Raw genomic sequence first — 17,785 nt, 5'->3', positions numbered from 1 at the left:
GCGGATGAGCGAGGAATCTCCTCACACGAATCACTTGAACTGGGGGGACCTCCCCGCTCGTTCACGATCCGCCATCGAGTCGTTGGTGGGTCGTGTCGGCACTGCCGTCCCCGACGACGCAGGCCTCAACGCACACCTCGCATCCACCCTGCACGTACCCGGAGGAAAGGTATTCATCAAGGGATTGCCCAGCAACCACAAGACCGCGTACAGGCAGAACAACGAAGCGACCATAGGGCCGAGTGTTCGCGAAATCTCACCCACGGTGCTCCATCACGGCGATACGGGCGAGTGGAATTTCCTCGTCTTCGAGCACTTCGAGGGCAGGCATGCAAACCTGGCCCCCGAATCCCCGGACCTGGTCGCGATCCCGTCGATGCTGCACAAGCTGCTCGCCACGGCAGAGCACGACACCTCCGTTTCGCTGCCGGTCGAGGAAAGATGGGCTCGATTCGGAGACGGCCTGAATCTGAGCCTGCTGGCAGGAGACTGCCTCGTGCACACCGACCTCAACAAGCGGAACATCCTGATGGGAAAGACCCGATCCGTCCTGGTGGACTGGTCGTTGCCCGGCAGGGGGGCTTCGTGGCTCAATGTGGCCTTCATGATCTCGTCGCTCATCAGTGAAGGTTGTTCTCCGGCGCAAGCGGAGCGCTGGGCACAAGATTTCTTCGAAGAATGGAGACGGACGGACTCCGCTGCGATAGACACCTTCGTCCAGGCTCTCCTTCGTCGTCGCGAGGAGCAAGCCGTGATGTGTTCCGAGCCGCGAAGGGCGGAAAGACGCAGATTGGCGCAGCTCGCTCAACAATGGCTCCAACACAGGGGACAGGCCCCCTGAGCGGCTCGACATGGCCGAGCGGCGATGCGTCGGAGCGTTCGGTGAGGAACCGCTCCGGCGCGCCGTACTGGGGGACCCGACGGAGACGAGTCGGGCGCGCCGCCGGCCCAGGAGCGCTCGTAGCCGCTCAGGACGACGGCAATCATGTGGGGTCAAGCCTTCCCCGGGCGCTGTGCGTTCCGGTGGCCATCACCGGACGCTGCGCGCCGTCCCAGGCACGCCTGGACCACGACCGGCGGCATCGGACCTCGGGTGAGGCGAGCACACGGCCCTGCGGCGCCGACGCGTGGAGGAGCAGGCCGAGCCGGTCGCCGGCGTAGAGCGGCGGGAAGGCGAACGCGCCGGTCCGACATGATGTCCGGCGGATTCGAACCGAGGGGGGACCGATGATCCCGAGCACGGTGCAGACGATGGCGAGCTGGTCGGACCGGGTTGCGCTGGCGGACGCCGACGCGCCCAGGTTCCCGGGGGTCTACCTCGCCAAGCAGGGCCCGGACGGTCGGCTGGTGTACGTGGGATACGGCGGAGAGCGTCGGGGAAAGGGCATCCGTGGCCGACTCGACATGTACATCCGTCTCGGCGGCCTGGCCACGGGCCTGGGCCGGGCAGTCACCATGCGCTGGCAGACCTCGGTTGGGTGCGTGAACGGACCGCACGGATAGAGGCGGGGCGCCCCGAGACCGCTCTGGAATGGGGACGCGCCGCGATGGAGTGGGCGGACGTACACATCTGCTGGACGGACACCGTAGATGGGACAGCCGCTCGACAACTGGAGAAGCGGATCCTCCGCTCGTTGGAGGGGAGCGGACTGTGGAACAGGTGACGACGACTTTGTCTCGACGGTTCGGAGCCGGATTCGCTGCGGGTGACTTCGTCGGCCCAGGCCCGAGTGCGACCCGGTAGAGGATGATCGGTGCGGTGACGCACAGCGAGTAGCCCTGTCTGCGGCGGATGGCCCACTCTGCGCGGATCGCGTCGTCGGGCATCTCCGCACGAACGGCTGCGAACGGGCGTCCAGCGAAGAAACGAAGCTGTGGGTCGGCTCACGTCGAAAGGCGCGGACCGCAGCCCCGTGATCGGGGAGGTCGGGGGCCAAGCGAATGCTGGGGCTGGGTATGGGAGGACGCTGCGGCACCGGTCGCGACGATCCGGCGGGTCGTCGAGCCGGGTGGGTACAGCTCGCCTACGCGGCCGTTCACGAGTTGCGTGTGACCTGGGACGAGTGGCCGCATGCGCGTTCGATTTCCCGCGCGGCGAGTGATCGTTTCCATCGAATCAACGAAGGCCTGTCGTGCCGCATCCGCTTGCCGACCGAACACTCCGGGCTGCTTCATGCCTCGCTCGCACCGCTCCCCGGGTGAGTCGATGCCGCTCGGGAATATCGCGCTCGGACTGCTTCCACGATGTCGTGCTCGTTGGTCACTCCGGGTTGAACGGCCACCATCCAAGACGTGCTGTCGAACGCCTCGAGCACCACCAGGCAGGTGGAGAAGTCGTCGACGCCGAGTTCGGCAGCGACCAGTTGCTCGACCGACCGCACCGCGACGACGAGAAGGAAGTGATTCCACTCGAGGCCCGTGGCGAATGCCTTCAGCTCGGGCCAGCGCAGAACGAGGCCCGTCGGGCTCGCGTGGACCAGTTCCTCGAATGCGTCGACGCTCATGCCGTTCGGCATGATGCCCGTTCCATCGCATTCCAGGATGCTCCAGACCCAGTCGTTGTCCGGAATCAAGGGCAACAGGTCCGCCAAACGGACGTAGTAGTCCGGGCCTTGCAGTCGAAATGTCGTCGAGTCCATCACCGAGAAGCCGTTCCGCTCGTACCGACTGGCTCTTGCGCTCGCTCGCCCGGGGCTCGTGACTACACCCGGTCTGCCGTGGGCGGTGCTTCACGACTGCCGCGCGGATCCGCCGCCGCGCCCGGTGCAAAGCCGGTCCGGTCGGATCCGACTGTCGGTCGTCATGGTAAGTCCCCAGTCCGAAAGGCACACTGGCGAAGGCCCGGCCCACGAAGGGCGGGGCCGCTCAACACCACCAGGTTGATCGCCGCGCCCCGGAACCGCCGCCCGCCCGCCTCGCCGTGTCGCGCCGCCGCCTTCCGCACCTCGCCCCCAACGGTCCATGTGCGCCGGGAACCGCGAGCACAGCGCACGAAAGCATTCGATCGCTGTGGAAAACGTGCCTTTCGTACACGCCGGGCACTGCGACGGGCGATCATGTGCGCATCCCGGGCGGGACCGTCCCCGTCCACAGCACGCCGAGCAAAGGAGTCACCGAATGGCGTCGTCAGTGCAGGAACTGCGCGTGGTGCTGGAGCGCGAGATTGAGGAACTCGCCGTACGCCGCGAGGAATTGGAGACCGAACTCGCCGAGGTGGAGCGACAACTCGAAGCCCGCCGCAACGCCGTCGCCCACCTTGCCCACATCCGACCCCTTCCCCTGCCCCACCCGCGCGCGGAGACCGTGCCGCCAACGCCGACGGACGACACCCCGCCCGCGGACGGCGCGGCAGGCACTGCCCACGCCGCGAACGCGGGACACACCGGCGCCCGCAGACGCCGCGAGGCCGCGCCGCGAGGACGGGCCGCGGCGCCCGCCCCGTCGGGATCCCCGACCGCGACGAAGACCACCCGCGCGAAGAGCACGCGTCCCGGTCCCGCCAAGAGCGTTCCCGCGCCGGCCGGCGGGGGCCGGGTCCGTACCCGGCTGCGCGACGAACTCGCCGCACTCCTGGCGAAGGCCGGGCAACCGATGAACGTGCGCCAACTCACCGAGGCCCTGGGCGAGCAGCCCACCAAGAGCCGCCTGGAGAGCGTACGCACCTCCACCGAGGGCCTGGTCAAGGCCGGACGCGCCGCCAAGGCCGGACGCGGCCTGTTCACCGCCACCGGCTGACCCGACGCGCCGGGGGCCGCCCGCGCCGCATCCGCGGGTACGGACAACGCGGTGATCGAGCGGACGGGGAACGGGCCGGCGCCGTTGTCGGTGCGGGCGGCTACATTCTCCGGTGCCGCCGGAGACTTGCCCCCCAACCAGGTCCGGCGGTGTGAGAACGGTCCGCCGCCCCCATGCGCACCCCTTGGCGGACGGCGGCCCGTCCGCTCCCGACACGGGGCATGTCACCCTCGGCCTGCGGGAGCGGCCACACAGGAAGGGAATGTCGGCCGTGGCACTCGGGGGGCACGAAGGTCCAGGGCCGGCCCAGAGCCCCGACGACGGCGACGCACACCGCCGATGCGCCCTCACCGCACCCACGGTCCAGGAGTTTCAGCATGACCCGCCAGGAATTGATCGACCTCGTCCAGCGCGTCATGGACGTGCAGGTGGGCAGCGAGGAAGAACATACGGCGTTGGTCGAATTACTACAGACCAACATCACCGATCCGCATGTCACGAACTACGTCTTCAGCCCACGATACGACGAAATGACCGCGGAGCAGGTCGTGGACAAAGCGCTCGCCTACCAACCGATCGCCCTTTGGAACCACGAACGTTCGTGATGGTCGGATTGCTCTTGGGCCCGAGAATCCGAGGGTACGGGGTGGCGCGGCCGAAGCCGTGGGACGTCGACGACGAACTCGCCCAGGACACTCGGGCGGACCACCTCGCGGCCCGAGAAGCGGTCGACGCGTCGTCGGACCCTCCACATCCGGACTGACGACTACCACAACCCGGACCGTGCCGACCCGCTGACCATCGCCCGTCTTGAACCGGCACGCCGCTCTGGGCTGTTGGGGTGAGTGGCGGCGGGCCGGTTGCCGACACCACCGGCCGGCCTCGTAGGCCCGCGTCACCGCGGCGACCCCACGCTCGAGCATCGCCCAGCCCCGGTCGTCCGCAGCGAGCCCGCCGCAGTCGCGGCCGGGGCGGCAGCCACGGGCGGAGAACTGCGCCCGGATCACCGGAGGTCCGTGTTGGGAGCGGTCCTCCCGCCAACCGGTGCTGGTTCGCCCCGTTCGGGCAGATCGCGTGTCGGTGATCCCGGTCGACGGTGAAGGCGTTCTGCCCATAGGCCGCCTCGCCCCGCAGCCCGGGGCCCGGGGCCGGACGGGATCGGCCCGCCTAGCGTGCCCGACCCTCCCGGGTCGCCGGGACCCTGCACAGCATGAACATCAGGCGACGGCCCCGCGACGGGAGACGCGGCAGTCGCCGCGAACTCGTCGGGTCGGTAGGCCGGTCGGGTCGGCCCGTGTCCCGGCCGCCACTGCGGCGGTCTCGGCTCGTCGACCGGGTGTGGCCCGCGTCCCCCCGTCGTGCGGTCGCGACCCGGGCCCGCCGACATCCCCCGATCGGCGGGCCCACCCCGAGTGGACCGGATGACGTTTCAGGTGATCGAGGTCGACCTCACCGCCCGCGGTCCACGTCTGCGGCGTGGCCGCACCGTGCCGAGGGCGCCGACCCGCTCGGACCCGCCGGTTGCCGCGCGGATGTGCCTGCGGCCGTCTTCCCGAAGATCCAAGCCGAGGTGTCGGCCCGCATGTGCGGGGATCGTTCCCACCTCGAACCACATCGCCGCGATGGGCCGGGCCGGTGTGCGGCAGCGGTTCATCGCCCCGAGCCCGTACCACCGTCGATGGCGGTACGTTGGTGGGCAATCACGTTCGGTGCGCGTTCCGGGGGGTCGCATGACGGTGGATTTCGAGGCGAGTTTCGATCGTCTCGTGATTACCTCGCAGGGGTTCAACACGCTGCGGGAACAGGTGGACACGATCGCGAACGGTCTGGCGCACGACCTGGGCCCTTCGGCGGGGATGGCCGGTGACGACGGCGCGGGCAACGCCTTCGCGAAGGTCTACCAGCCGGCCGCCGCGGAGACGGTCGACCAGATCGCGTTCGCCGCGTCGGTGATGGGCTCCACCTCGGCCACCGTCATGCGCGCGGCCGCGAACTACCTGGCCACCGAGGACGCGATCGCCGCCGCCATGATGCGTGAACATCCCATCGACACGGCCATCGACGCCCTGCGCGGACCCGCGGCCGATCCCTGCAACTCCACCGGGCGCGGCCGTGACCTCCCGCACATCGTCGACGAACAGGGCACCGTCGAGCGGGTCGTCAACCCCTCCCACGGTAACCGCGGCAAACTCTCCTCCGCCCGCGGCAGCTGGAGCTCGGCCGCGTCCCTGCTCGACGAGGTCCTCGCCCAGGCACAACAAGGAGCCCGGAGCCTGCTCGCCGAATGCCGCGGCCCGGCCATGGACCAATTCGACACCCACTTCAAGCTGTTCGTCGGCTACCAGGGCGCACCGGGCGAGCCCACCGAGTGCGCGCCCCTGATCGCCAACCTCGCCGCGGCCTGCCGTCAGATAGCCCACGCCTGCGAGCGGTACTCCTCCCACGTCAAGAAGGACCAGAGCGAGATCCACTTCCCGCCACGCCTGTTCGGCGGCGACGACGACCTGAAGAACGCAGTCCTGTCCGACCCGGCGATCCGCGCCCTGGGCGACCTGCCGCCGATCCTGAACGCCTCCAGGTCGCGCGTCACCCTGCCCCGACCCGACGGCGGCACCACCCCGCTCATCCCCGGCATCCCCCCGATCCCGCCACTGATCCCCGTCCCGGTCGCGCCCGTACCCGTCGCCCTGACCTCGCTTGCGACCACCACGCGCCATGTCGGCTTCGCGGGCCTGTTCACCGGCACCTTCGGCGTCCCCGACCCCGTCGACCCCGCCCTCGTCACCCCACCCCTGCCGCCGCCGCCGGGCACCAAACTCCTCACGCCCGCCCAACGCGCCGAGTTCACGAAGTGGCAAACAAGCCTCAACAGCCACCATTTCGCGAACCACCGCGACGAGAAGGACCCCGACAACGCCTACCAACGACGCACCGCCGGCTACCCCGAGTACGACCTTCCGACCTCGGACGGGCAAATCCAGGCCGACGGACTCCGCCCGGAAGACGGCGCCATCGTCGAGGCCAAACACGTCCGCAACCCCGAGAACACGTGCCGCACCGAAACCGTCCTCCGAGACGCGGAACAGCGCGACCTCCGCCCCTGGGAAGAGAAGATCTTCAGGGACGACAAAGACGAGATGGCGCGATACGCCGACGCCGTGACCGAGTCCAAGGGACACCTCACCACCGTCGAACTCCACACCAACAACCCGGCCAGCGTCGCCTACTGGCAGATACTCATGGCCCGCAACCACACCCCGGGCCAAGTCCTCCTCACCCCTTGAACCGCCACTCACACCAGGAACCCACCATGTCCGACCCCACCCGCTACGCAACCCGCTGGTTCATCAGTCCCGCCCGCGACCAACCCTGGATCATGACCGCCGACGCCGTGATCGCCGCGATCGCGGATCGACCCGGCGCACACCACAAGCAACGCGACGACGCGCAGATCAACTTCGGATTCCGTGTTCAGGAATGGCCCTTCCAGGGTTTCTACGAACTCGACACCGGCACGCTGCACATCGGCACGACCGACGCGCGCGCCGCCGCCGAACTCCTCACCACGTGGTTCCTCCCGCTCCTGCCCAAGGACACCCACGTCGTCTTCAACACCGAGGACGGCGTCGAGAACGGCTACGGCGACATCGACTTCGACATCCCCCGCAACGCGGGCCTGGGCCCGGTGTACCGCGCCCTGACCGACCACCTCACCCGCGTCTGGACACCCCGCGAACCCTCGTGAACGCCGGCACACCCGGTCGCGGAATCGGCCTTCCGGTGTCGACGCGGAGGAACAGCCGTCGGGGCGTGGCCGCGGTGGTCCGGTATCCATACGGACGCAGGGCATCGCCGCCCGGCCACGAAACGGCCGCAGGGGACATGCGGGTGCGGGGTACAGGCGTTCCTCGTGCAGCGGGGCGAGGCCGCCGTCGTCGTCCGGCGCCCGGACCCGCCGTCCGTGGTGGGCGGTGTACGAGTCCTCGGATGCCTTCAGTTGATGCGGGAACGCCGCACGTACCGCGCGGCGTTCGCAGCGCACGGCCTCGGAGGCCGTTGTGTGTTCGTTGTCCGCGTCGCCCGGCAGAAACGGGAAGACTTCCCGGAGCAGCGTTTTCCGCCGTCCTTCGGTCCGGGGCGCCGCCTGCGGGTCGGGGGGATGCGGGCGTTCGAGCGCTTGGGTAGGTTCAGTTCATGGAATCTGCCGTTGCCGGAACCACCGCGGCCTGTACCTGCCGGGCGAAGGACGACATCTGCCAGGAATGTCGAGGCGAGGGTTGGCTGGCGCCGCCGCCCGAGGAGGAGGTGCGGCTGCCTTCCGACTCCTCCAGGTGCGTGCCCTGTGGCGGATGGGGAGGCCACCGGCTGCCTCACGCCCGGACATGCCCGGTGATGGAGAGGCACGCCGGCCTTCGGTACTACGCGCCCCAGCTCATGATGACCTCCGACCGGGGAACCGTGTACAGCCTCAGCCCGATGCGGTCGGCCGCGGACCACCTGCGTGCAGAGGTTCGACTTCGGGCCCCGGCCCGGCTAGTTCGCCTCTGGTCGCGCTCGTCGCGGCTACAGGACGACGCGCGTCGAACCCCAGGATGCGGTGCCGGCGCGATCTTCTGCCGTGTGATCCCGCCTCAGTCCACCGGCCGTAGCAGTTGACCGCCTCTGGCCGGAGCGGTGATGGCGTCCTTGGTGCCCACGCTCTCGTAGGGCTGCCATGTCGTCTCGTCATGTTGGCGCTCCATCCGGGCAGGATGGTCAGTGCCACGAGGCGTGCCAGGGGATCTCGATGGGTCGGTGCCGCCCCTCGGAGACCGGGCAGAGTTCGCCGTCCGCGTCGCCCGGCAGAAACGGGCGCTGGTCCTGACGCAGTACTGGCTGCACTGGGTTGCCCACCGGGTGGGGCCGTTGTACCCGGTGAACCAGGAGCAGGCCTTCGACTGCCGGGACCGCCTGTTCGACCTTGCCGTCGCCGCCGTCGCGCGCGGCCCGCGCACCTGCATCGACGCGGTCGCGTTCACCGCCGACCTGACGACGTCCTGCCGCGCCCACACCCTGGATCCGCTCCCCGACTACGTCCACGGCCCCGACGCCCGGGCGGTGGGCATCCGCCTGATCGCGCACCCCCACCCCAACGGATGTGTCGGTGTCGAGGCCGGCGACCTTGACGAACTCCACACCGTCCTGGGCATCGTGGCCCGATACGGCGGCACCGTGCGCCTGACGACGACCGACCCGGGCCTGCCCCGGATGGCGCCGATCGCGGAGTCGGTGTACGTCGTGCACTTCGACCTGCGCGCCGAACTCGTCGAGGACGATCGCGCCCGCGAGATCACCGCCCTCGACCGCCTCGTCGACAACTGACCCCACCAGCCGTCCGACCCGCCAACAAGGCCGCTTACGTTCAAGGCGATGGCGTCGGGCTCTGCCCCTGTGGGCTTGCCCGATGGTGCGTCCGGACCTGTCGGCGGGGGCCGGTACGGTCACGCTTGGTCGTCGGAGACCTTGCCTCCCCATCCGGGTTCGACGGCCTTGATCGGCCCGCCGACCGGTGCACGTCTGGCTGGCGGGCCGACCGGCGTAGCGGACGTGGCCCGGACGGGGGTTGGGCCTCGTCCGGTGCGCAGCCCCGAGCGCCTGCCACCCGGACGTACGGGTCGGGCCCTGGAACGAGCTGGGTGTTCCGAACGGCCACGTACGTATCCGTACCTCCTGCCGGGTTCAAGCCGACAGGAGGTCGTACAGCTCCCGCACTGCGCTCTCGGGATGGTGTCGGGCGGGGATGGAGCGGTACAGGTCGAGCCCGCGGTGGTGGACGAGCCCGGTGCGGTAGGCCGCGGGGAGGTCGGCCAGGACGGTGGTGGCGCGCCGGCATGCCTGTTCGGTGTCGCCGTCGTGGTGGTCGCAGGCGGCCGCGTCGAGGGTCAACAGGGAGCGGGTCATGGTGCTGGTCGGCGCGGACAGCTCCAATCCCCGCTGTTGGCTTTCGCGTGCGCGACGGGTGTCGCCGAGCGCGGTGAGCGCGTGGGACAGGTGCATGTGGTGTTTCTGTTCGCCGTGGGTCAGCCAGGTGTCCGCTCGTGCGCCGGTGTCGAGGCGTTCCATCAGGGCGTCGGCGTCCGCGACCGCGCGGCGGGCCTGTTCGCTTTGGTGGGCCAGGGCGTGGGCGCGGGCGGTGACGGCGGCGGCCAGGGTCGCCGCCGGGGTGGCTCGGTTCCCGGCGGCCCGTCGGGCCTGCTCGGCGAGGGCCGCCGCAGTTCGGGGGGCGCCGTAGTTGAGCGGAACCATCGCTTCGCGCGCGAGGGTCCACGCGAGGAGGTCGTCGTCGCGGGACTCTCTCGCGGCGGTGGAGGCTGTGGCGAACCAGGCGCGGGCGTCCTTGCGGGCGCCGAGGTCGTGCAGCACGATCGCGACCATCCCGGCCATCTGCCCGGCGGTGCGGCACACCCGGATCCGGGCGGCCACCGGCTGCGGGGCGTCGAGCAGTGGCCGGAGCCGGGCGAAGTCCCCGGCGAGGTTGGCCAGGACGCGGGTCGGGACCTGGCCGTGGTAGCCGTAGCCGTACGTCTCGGCGGCGGCCTCCAGGTCGGAGAGTTCGGCAGGGGCGGTGTCGGCGGCGAGGGCGAGGTCCAGCGAGGCCCGGGTGTCGGTGAGGGCGCCGAGCGCGGTTGCGGTGAGGCCGGTGGCGAGCGCGCCGCGCAGGAGGTGGCGGCGGTTCACGGGGTCGTCTCCATCGTCGGACTCCGGTGGGGGCGTGGGGGAATGGTTCTCCCAGGGTCGCGCAGCGAGCCCCAGAAAGGCACCGGGAAGACGAAGCGCGTCCGCGACGCGCTCGATGGTCTCCAACGCGGTCACCGTCGCCTCGCCCCGCGCGATCTTGGAGACGCGTTCGGCTTTCATCCCGCACGACTCGCCGATCCGGTAGAAGCTGATCCCGTTCTCGTGCGCCATGGCGAACACCGTCGCGAAGCAACGGCTGCGCAGCGCACCGACGAAGGCCGGGTCGCTCAGTAATCGGTGCGGAACCTGGGCCGGTGACGGCAAGTCATCCATGCGAGTCCCCCTTTGTGGTCACAGCGTGACAAAGCGTTGTTCCCGGACGCTACCCCCACGGTGTGACCCCCGTGGTGGGACTTACCGGACACGGTGGCCCCGGCTTCACTGGCGGATGTCACAGGCCGAGTCGATCCGGCCGCCGATCCCCCATCCCTTGGAGGAGTCATGGAGTCCAAGTCCCAGGTCGCCGCTGCCGACACCGAGCTGCCGGCGGAGGAGACCGAGAGGATCACCGGGGCCGTCGTGGTCGCCGTCGACGTCGAGGACGAGGAGTAGTCCCCTCCCGTCTTCGCGTCCGATCCCCGGGCGCCCTTCCCCGCGTGGACCTGCGCCCGGGGAGGGGCGCCTTTCGTGCCCCGTTGGAGGTCGCAGTGATTCATGTGTTCGTCGGCCCGACGCTGCCCCGGTCCGAACCCAGCCTCGCCGCACCGGGAGTGAGGGTGTGGCCGCCGATCCGCCACGGAGACCTGTTCGACGCCGCCATCCGCGCCGGCGACACCGTGGTGATCGTCGACGGGGTGTACCACCAGGCCCCGGCGCTGCGCCACAAGGAGATCCTGGCCGCGATGGCCCGCGGGGTACGGATGATCGGGGCCGCGAGCATCGGCGCGCTGCGCGCGGCCGAACTCGCGCCGTTCGGGATGCTCGGCGTCGGCGCCGTCTACACCGCCTACGCCCGAGGTGAGATCACGAGCGACGACGAGGTCGCCGTCGGCCAGGCCCCCGACGGCGAATTCGACGCGTTGACCTGGCCGTTGGTCAACCTCCGGCACGTCCTGGGGCTGGCCCGCTCCGCCGGGATCCTCGACGACGACAGGGCGGCCGGACTGCTGGCGACGCTGCGCGCCGTCTACTACCCGCAGCGCACCACCGCCGCCGTGCGGGCCGTCTGCCGCCGCCGGAACGAGACCCGGTTCTCCGCCTGGCTGGCCGAACGGTGTGCGCAGGACCGACACTTCGGTGACCTCAAGCGCGCCGACGCGGTCGCGGCCGTGCGTGTCGCTCTCGACGGCCGGGCGTCGAGGATCGATGTTCGGTCGGTGCCTTCGGTGCCTTCGGTGCGGGGGTCGACGTATTTCCGGCGCTGGTCCAACGCGTTCGCCCGGGCCCGCGTCGACGGGCTGGAGTTGTCCACCGAGGACCGCCTCGTCTACCAGCAGGTGTTCGACCCGGCGTTCCACCGGACGTGGACGGCCTTCCTCGAACACCGCTCCCTTCACCCGGCCGACGGCGGGCCGGGCCGGCCGCTGACGGAGCGCCTGGTCCGGGCCGGCTGCGGTGACCTGCCGGCCGACCGCCTGTTCCACCCGACGGTGGACCTGCGGGACGAGGCGACCGTGGCGCTGTTGCTGGCCGGCGAGACCGAAGGCGACCGCCGAGCGGTCGCCCGTTACGCGGACGCCCTCGGACGCGCCCGTCGCGACCGGCCCGGGTTCTCGGCCGCCGCGGTGCGTGACGACCTCACGCACGATCTCCTGCTGCGGGTGTGGAAGTGCCCCGGGCTGCGCTTCGACGAGGAGGCGTCCGCGCGCGGGCTGTCCTGCGGGTCGCGCGCCGTCGAGGCGGCCAAGCGGCTGGTGCCCGGATTTCTGGAAGAGACGAACGAACGGATGGGGGCGTCCTGTGACGGGCGTTGACGACGTGGTGGCGCTGCCGGGTACGGTGCGCGCCCGCACTCCCGAGGCCACGTGGGCGGCCGTGGCCGGACACCTGGCCGACTACGGCATCACCCGGGTCGCGGACCTGACCGGTCTCGACTGTGTCGGGTTGCCGGTCTGGGCGGCGATCCGGCCCGCCTCGCTGACCCTGAGCACCGCCCAGGGCAAGGGCGCCACCGACCTGCTGGCGAAACTGTCGGCGGTGATGGAGGCGATCGAACTGTGGCACGTCGAACAGCCCCTGCCCGTCGCCGCCCACGGTCCGGCCGTCGATGTCGCCCCCGACTGCCCGGTGACCGCGCTGCCGCTGACCGCCCCCCACCTCGAGCACACCCTGGCCCGGATGGTGTGGGACTGGACGCCGGGCACAGGTCTGCTCGGCGGCAAGACGCTCCTGCTGCCGGCCGATCTCGTCCGCCGCCGGGTACAGAGGTCGGAGTGGAGCCCGGACGTGCTGCGCGCGACCAGCACCGGTCTGGCGTGCGGGAACACGCGGGACGAGGCGCTGCTGCACGCCCTGTTCGAGGTCGTCGAGCGCGATGTACTGCACCGGGATGCCGCAGCCGCCGGACGGCACAGGACGCGCGTCTGCCCCGCGTCGGTCGACGACCCCCACGGCCGGGAGGTGATCGACCGGCTCCTCGCCGCGGGCATGGAACTCGAACTTGCCCTGGTGCACGGGCCGTTCCACCTGCCGGTGTGTGTGGCCTACCTGTGGTCGGACGACCATCCGCTGATCTTCGCCGGCGGCGGATGCCACGGCGACCCGGCCATCGCGCTGACCCGGGCGCTGACCGAGGCAGCGCAATCGAGGGTTACCGCCATCGCCGGGACCCGCGACGACCTCCCCGGCGACACCGGCAGCTTCGACACCCCACCCGCACACCCGGCACAGACCAAAGACCTGGCCCCATGGCCCGAAACGGCCGCCCGCTTCACCCCGACCGGCGGCGGCTTCGCCGCACAGGCCGCCGACGTCGCGCGACGCCTGCACCACGTCACCGGACACGAACCGGTGGCCCTGGACCTGTCGGACGCGACCGGCCCGGTCCACGCCGTCCAGGTCGTCTGCCCCGGCACCCACTCACGGATCAGGAGGTCGATACCCCGATGAATACCGCCCGCACCACCACGGCTGAGCCTTCGCTCAACCTCGGCGACCGGCGACGCGCCCAGTACGACGCCTTCCATGCCGCCCGGGCCCGCACCGACCTGGCCACCCGCCTGTACGCGCAGGCGATGGGGGAGGACCACCCGACCGAGGTCGCCGCCTCCGGCTCGTGCGACATGCCCCTGCTAGGGCTGATGGCCGCGCGCCTGCGGATGCGCCCGGGCCGACTCCTGGTGGACGCCGGCTGCGGCACCGGCGGCATCGGCCTGTGGCTCGCCCGCGCCCTCGCCCTGCGCCTGGACGGCTTCGACTGCTCACCGATCGCCGTGGCCCGGGCCGGCGCACGTCGCCACGCCTTCCTCGGCGCCGGCGCCGACCGCGCCCTCTTCCGCGTCGCGGAACTGGAGGACACCGGCCTGCCCGACGCCGCTGCCGGCGGCATCGTGTGCGTGGACGCCCTCGGTCGCGCCTGCGGCCGGGACGCGGTGCTGCGCGAGCTCGCCCGCGTCCTCGCCCCGGGGAGCCGCCTACTGCTGACCCGGTCGTCGCGGCGCGGCGCCGAACCGGCCTGGTGGCCGCAGGCCCGCTCCGCGGGGCTCGAGGTGGAGCACGTGGACGAGCGCCCCGACGAGCCCGCGATGTGGGAGCGGCTGTACCGGCTGTGGATCACCCACGCCGACGAACTGCGGCACGAGCTGGGCGAGACCCAGACGCGCAACATGCTGAGCGAGGCACACCGGATGCTGCCCACGCTGCCCGATCGCCGCGCCGTCCTGCTGACCCTGCGGCGCCCCGCCACCGCCCCGGCGACACCCGGCGCGGCCGATACGATGACCGGACCCCGCGATCCCGGCAACAGGGACGCGTCCGACGAGAGGACCCCGCAGTGAACCGGCCCCAGCCCGCCCGTGCGGCGGTGTTCTCGGCCGGGTCCTGGGGGACCGCCGTCGCCAAGATCATGGCCGACGCCGGCTGCGACGTCGTGATCCACGCCCGCCGGGCCGAGATCGCCGACGCGATCAACACGACCCACCGCAATCCCGACTACCACGCGGACGTCGAACTCCCCGCGGCGTTGACGGCCACGACGCACCCGGCCGCCGCGTTGGATGGCGCGGACTTCCTCGTGCTCTCCATCCCCGCCCAGTCCCTGCGCGCGAACCTGACCGCGTGGGCGCCGCACATCGGGCCCGACACCGTGATCGTGTCGCTGATGAAGGGCATCGAACTGGGCTCCGGGCTGCGCGCGAGCCAGGTGATCGGCCAGGCGACCGGCGTACCCCCGGAGCGGATCGCGGTGCTCTCCGGCCCGAACCTCGCCCGCGAGATCATGGCCGGCCAACCCGCCGCCGCCACCATCGCCTGCCCCGACGAGGGCGCCGCACACCGCGTCCAACAGGCCTGCCACACCCCGTACTTCCGGCCCTACCGGGACACCGACGTGATCGGCTGCGAACTGGGCGGCGCGGTCAAGAACGTCATCGCCCTCGCGGTGGGCATCGCCACGGGCATGGGCCTGGGCCACAACGCCACCGCGATGCTCATCACCCGCGGCCTCGCCGAGACCACCCGCCTCGCCGTCGCCATGGGCGCCCACCCCGCCACCCTCGCCGGGCTCGCCGGCCTGGGCGACCTGGTCGCCACCTGCTCCTCACCCCTCTCCCGCAACCGCACCTTCGGCACCCACCTCGGGCAAGGCCTCACCGTCGCACAAGCCGTCGCCGCCACCCGCCAGACCACCGAAGGCGTCAAATCCGCCGAGGCGATCCAGGCCCTGGCTCACGCCCACCACGTCGAGATGCCCATCACGGACGTGGTCTGCGCCCTGCTGCACGAGAAAGTCACCCTCGACGAAGCGGTCGCGGCCCTGATGCAGCGGCCCCCCAAGCCCGAGCGCTGACACCCGGCGCCCGCCGCGCGGGCGCACCCCTTCTGCACCCTCCCGCTCCGGAGGCTCCGCATGCACGTGTCCCTGCCACCCGTTGCCCAGATCGCCGCGACACTCGCCCTGACGGCGTGGATGGTCACCGGCTTCACCCCGCTGCCCGGCCGCTGGATGCGGTGGAAGATGTTCTGTCGCGCCACCTTCACGATCATCGAACTCACCGGCACCAAGAACGGCCACACCGAACCGGTGAACGTCTACGACCACCTCTCCCCGGGCTCGTTCATCCTCGGCCCGCCCCAACTCCAGGCGATCATCGACCACCTGGTCCGCACAGGCCGGTACGACCGGATCGACGGACACGGCCGCGTCCTGTCCGCGAGCGGCGAGCAACACGTGGAGGTGACCCGCAGCCGTGTGGTTCTTTGACGCCCTCGCCTCCGGCTTCCACCACCCCACCGACCCCGGACGACTCCAACTCTTCCGCATCGTCTACGGCACCGTGCTCGCCCTTCGATTCACCCTCTCCCTCGGCCAGGGCGGCTGGCACCGCTTCACCCCCGGATCGCTCAGCGCCGACCTGGCCGACCAACGCCTCGGCCCCACCCGCGCGCGGTGGCTGACCACCGCCTACCGCCCCGCCCTCGTCGTCCGCATCGTCGCCGCCCTCGCCCTGGCCACCGGCCTCGCACCCCGCCTCGCCCTCGTGCTCGTCCTCGCCGGCGCAGCGATGGAACTTCTCTACCTCAAAAGCCCCAACGCCGTCCGCTACACCCTGCTCACCGGCACCTGCCTCCTCCTCGCCGGCGACCTCGGCACCGGCCTGCACATCGAGCACGACCCGAGCACCGCCAACACCTGGGCCCAATGCCTCCTCGTGCTGGTCACCATCGACATCTACTGGAACTCCGCCTGGCAGAAGATTCGTTCGCCGCAGTTCCGCTCGGGGCTGTACCTGGCGCAGTGGATCCACGTCTACGGCACGGTCAGGGCGCGGCTCCCCTACCGGCGCCAGTACGCCGTCCCCGGCCTCGTCCTGCGCCACGCGGGCAACCTCACCGACCGCGACGTCCGACTGTGGCGTCTGGTCGCGGCAGGCGCGATCACGCTGGAGATCGCCCTGCCCCTTGCCCTGCTCTTCCCGACGACCTGGCCGTACGCCGTCGCGGTCGGCATCGGAATGCACGCCGCCTTCACCTGCCTCAAGCCCCGCCAACTCATCACCTTCTCGGGGCTCACGGTCGGCACCTACCTCGGCTTCACCTCCTGAGCACAGCGGCGGGCAGCGTCAGTTCGACGCGTCGTCCAGGACGGGCGCCACCAGCGTCGCGAAGTCCTCCGGCGTGATGATCTCGATGCTCAGGGCCTCGGCCTTGGCGCGTTTGGAGCCGGCCTTGTCCCCAGCGACGACGAGGGTGGTCTTCGCGGAGACACTCGACGCGGCGCGGCCTCCGGCGCGTTCGATCAACTCGTTCATCTCGTTGCGGGACAGCGCCGCGAGCACACCGGTCATGGCACCGGTCACGACGACGGCCTGACCGGCCAACGGCAGCGGTCCCTGCGGGGCGGCAGGGTCGTCCGCCGCGTCCGAAGCCGTCGACTCTCCGGGGGTGACACCGGGTTCGGTCGTGTTCACGCCGGCGGCGACGAGTTTGTCCAACACCTCCGCCAGGTCGACGAGTTCGGCCACGATCACCGGGGCCTTGCCGTCACCGATGCCCTCGACCTGCGCCATCTCGACGACGTCCGCCGCCCGGATCGCGTCCATCGTCCCGAAATGGCGGGCGATGCGCCGCGACATGGATCGCCCGGTGCCTCGGATCCCCAGCGCGCACAGCACACGGCTCAACGGCCGGGACTTGGCGTCCTGGATCCCGGCGAGGAGTTTGTCCGCGCTCTTGTCGCCCATGCGCTCCAACGCGAGGAGTTGCTCGCGGGTGAGGGTGAACAGGTCGGCCACGTCGGCGACGGCGCCGGTGTCGACGAGCTGCGCCACGAGTCGGCCGCCGATGCCCTCGACGTCGAGCTGGTCGCGGCCGACCGCGTACAGGATCCCCGCGTGCAACCCGCACGCCCGCCCCTTGACGCACCGCCACCGCTGCTCGGTCGTGTCGATCCCGCCGCCGCACTGCGGACACACCGCGGGGAATTCGATCGGCGTCTCGTCCCCGGTGCGCACGTGCACCAGCGGGGCCTCGACCCGGGGGATGATGTCGCCGGCTTTGTAGACGCTGACCTGGTCGCCGATCATCAGCCCGCGGCGTTCGATGTCGGCGGGGTTGTGCAGGGTTTTGTTGGGGCCGGTGTTCTGTGGTGAGACGTTGCATGGGAGTCTCTCGGAGG

At 70.9% G+C, this 17,785-nt stretch carries 15 protein-coding genes and 1 pseudogene; 13 read left to right on the top strand and 3 right to left on the bottom strand.

The window, feature by feature from the left end; translation table 11 throughout:
• Positions 1-4 precede the first annotated feature (4 nt).
• Positions 5-841, top strand: coding sequence for a hypothetical protein (locus OG928_RS47715; RefSeq protein WP_406292210.1), 837 nt, complete (start codon positions 5-7; stop codon positions 839-841).
• Between the two features lie 386 nt (positions 842-1,227).
• Entirely contained in the window at positions 1,228-1,503 is a 276-nt protein-coding gene (locus OG928_RS47710; RefSeq protein ID WP_331738320.1) for a hypothetical protein, read from the top strand.
• Positions 1,504-2,171: 668 nt separating this feature from the next.
• Here OG928_RS47710 and OG928_RS47705 read toward each other — a convergent pair.
• Complete coding sequence (locus OG928_RS47705; protein ID WP_406292208.1) at positions 2,172-2,642, bottom strand: hypothetical protein; 471 nt, start codon at positions 2,640-2,642, stop codon at positions 2,172-2,174.
• A 475-nt stretch (positions 2,643-3,117) separates the two neighbouring features.
• On the opposite strand from OG928_RS47705, the gene OG928_RS47700 reads away from it, so the two are divergent.
• The 5 genes from OG928_RS47700 to OG928_RS47680 all read left to right on the top strand — a co-directional run bounded on the left by OG928_RS47700 (position 3,118) and on the right by OG928_RS47680 (position 9,096).
• Positions 3,118-3,735 (top strand): hypothetical protein, encoded by a 618-nt coding sequence (locus tag OG928_RS47700; protein WP_331738315.1) that lies wholly within the window; start codon positions 3,118-3,120, stop codon positions 3,733-3,735.
• 377 nt (positions 3,736-4,112) lie between these two features.
• Positions 4,113-4,340: an e9imm peptide gene (locus tag OG928_RS47695; protein WP_331738313.1), complete on the top strand. Its 228-nt coding sequence runs from the start codon at positions 4,113-4,115 to the stop codon at positions 4,338-4,340.
• Positions 4,341-5,501: 1,161 nt separating this feature from the next.
• A complete protein-coding gene (locus tag OG928_RS47690; protein WP_406292206.1) occupies positions 5,502-7,019 on the top strand; it encodes a restriction endonuclease fold toxin-2 domain-containing protein in 1,518 nt (505 codons plus the stop codon).
• 26 nt (positions 7,020-7,045) lie between these two features.
• Positions 7,046-7,480 (top strand): hypothetical protein, encoded by a 435-nt coding sequence (locus OG928_RS47685; protein WP_331738308.1) that lies wholly within the window; start codon positions 7,046-7,048, stop codon positions 7,478-7,480.
• A 1,049-nt stretch (positions 7,481-8,529) separates the two neighbouring features.
• Entirely contained in the window at positions 8,530-9,096 is a 567-nt protein-coding gene (locus OG928_RS47680; RefSeq protein ID WP_331738306.1) for a hypothetical protein, read from the top strand.
• Positions 9,097-9,453: 357 nt separating this feature from the next.
• Here the strand turns inward: OG928_RS47680 and OG928_RS47675 are convergent, their stop codons facing one another.
• Positions 9,454-10,785 (bottom strand): hypothetical protein, encoded by a 1,332-nt coding sequence (locus OG928_RS47675; protein WP_331738303.1) that lies wholly within the window; start codon positions 10,783-10,785, stop codon positions 9,454-9,456.
• 374 nt (positions 10,786-11,159) lie between these two features.
• Between OG928_RS47675 and OG928_RS47670 the strand changes: the two genes are divergently transcribed.
• Genes OG928_RS47670 through OG928_RS47645 form a run of 6 tightly spaced genes read left to right on the top strand, consistent with a single transcriptional unit; the run spans position 11,160 to position 16,712 of the window.
• Positions 11,160-12,425, top strand: coding sequence for a TfuA-like protein (locus OG928_RS47670; protein ID WP_331738301.1), 1,266 nt, complete (start codon positions 11,160-11,162; stop codon positions 12,423-12,425).
• On the top strand, positions 12,412-13,560 hold the full coding sequence (locus OG928_RS47665; RefSeq protein ID WP_331738298.1) for a YcaO-like family protein: 1,149 nt from the start codon (positions 12,412-12,414) through the stop codon (positions 13,558-13,560). The genes OG928_RS47670 and OG928_RS47665 overlap by 14 nt, the downstream gene beginning before the upstream one ends.
• On the top strand, positions 13,557-14,447 hold the full coding sequence (locus OG928_RS47660; protein ID WP_331738296.1) for a class I SAM-dependent methyltransferase: 891 nt from the start codon (positions 13,557-13,559) through the stop codon (positions 14,445-14,447). The genes OG928_RS47665 and OG928_RS47660 overlap by 4 nt, the downstream gene beginning before the upstream one ends.
• Positions 14,444-15,457, top strand: a complete 1,014-nt coding sequence (locus tag OG928_RS47655) for an NAD(P)H-dependent glycerol-3-phosphate dehydrogenase (protein WP_331738293.1) — start codon at positions 14,444-14,446, stop codon at positions 15,455-15,457. The genes OG928_RS47660 and OG928_RS47655 overlap by 4 nt, the downstream gene beginning before the upstream one ends.
• A 60-nt stretch (positions 15,458-15,517) precedes the next feature.
• Complete coding sequence (locus OG928_RS47650) at positions 15,518-15,871, top strand: hypothetical protein (protein WP_331738291.1); 354 nt, start codon at positions 15,518-15,520, stop codon at positions 15,869-15,871.
• On the top strand, positions 15,858-16,712 hold the full coding sequence (locus tag OG928_RS47645) for a hypothetical protein (RefSeq protein WP_331738288.1): 855 nt from the start codon (positions 15,858-15,860) through the stop codon (positions 16,710-16,712). Before OG928_RS47650 ends, OG928_RS47645 begins: the two co-directional genes overlap by 14 nt.
• Before the next feature lie 18 nt (positions 16,713-16,730).
• Here the strand turns inward: OG928_RS47645 and OG928_RS47640 are convergent.
• Positions 16,731-17,732: pseudogene (locus tag OG928_RS47640) on the bottom strand (helix-hairpin-helix domain-containing protein); the annotation flags it as partial.
• Positions 17,733-17,785: the final 53 nt, after the last annotated feature.

Source organism: Embleya sp. NBC_00896 (assembly GCF_045207785.1).
Lineage (GTDB): Bacteria > Actinomycetota > Actinomycetes > Streptomycetales > Streptomycetaceae > Embleya.
This window is presented reverse-complemented; position numbering and strand designations above follow the sequence as displayed.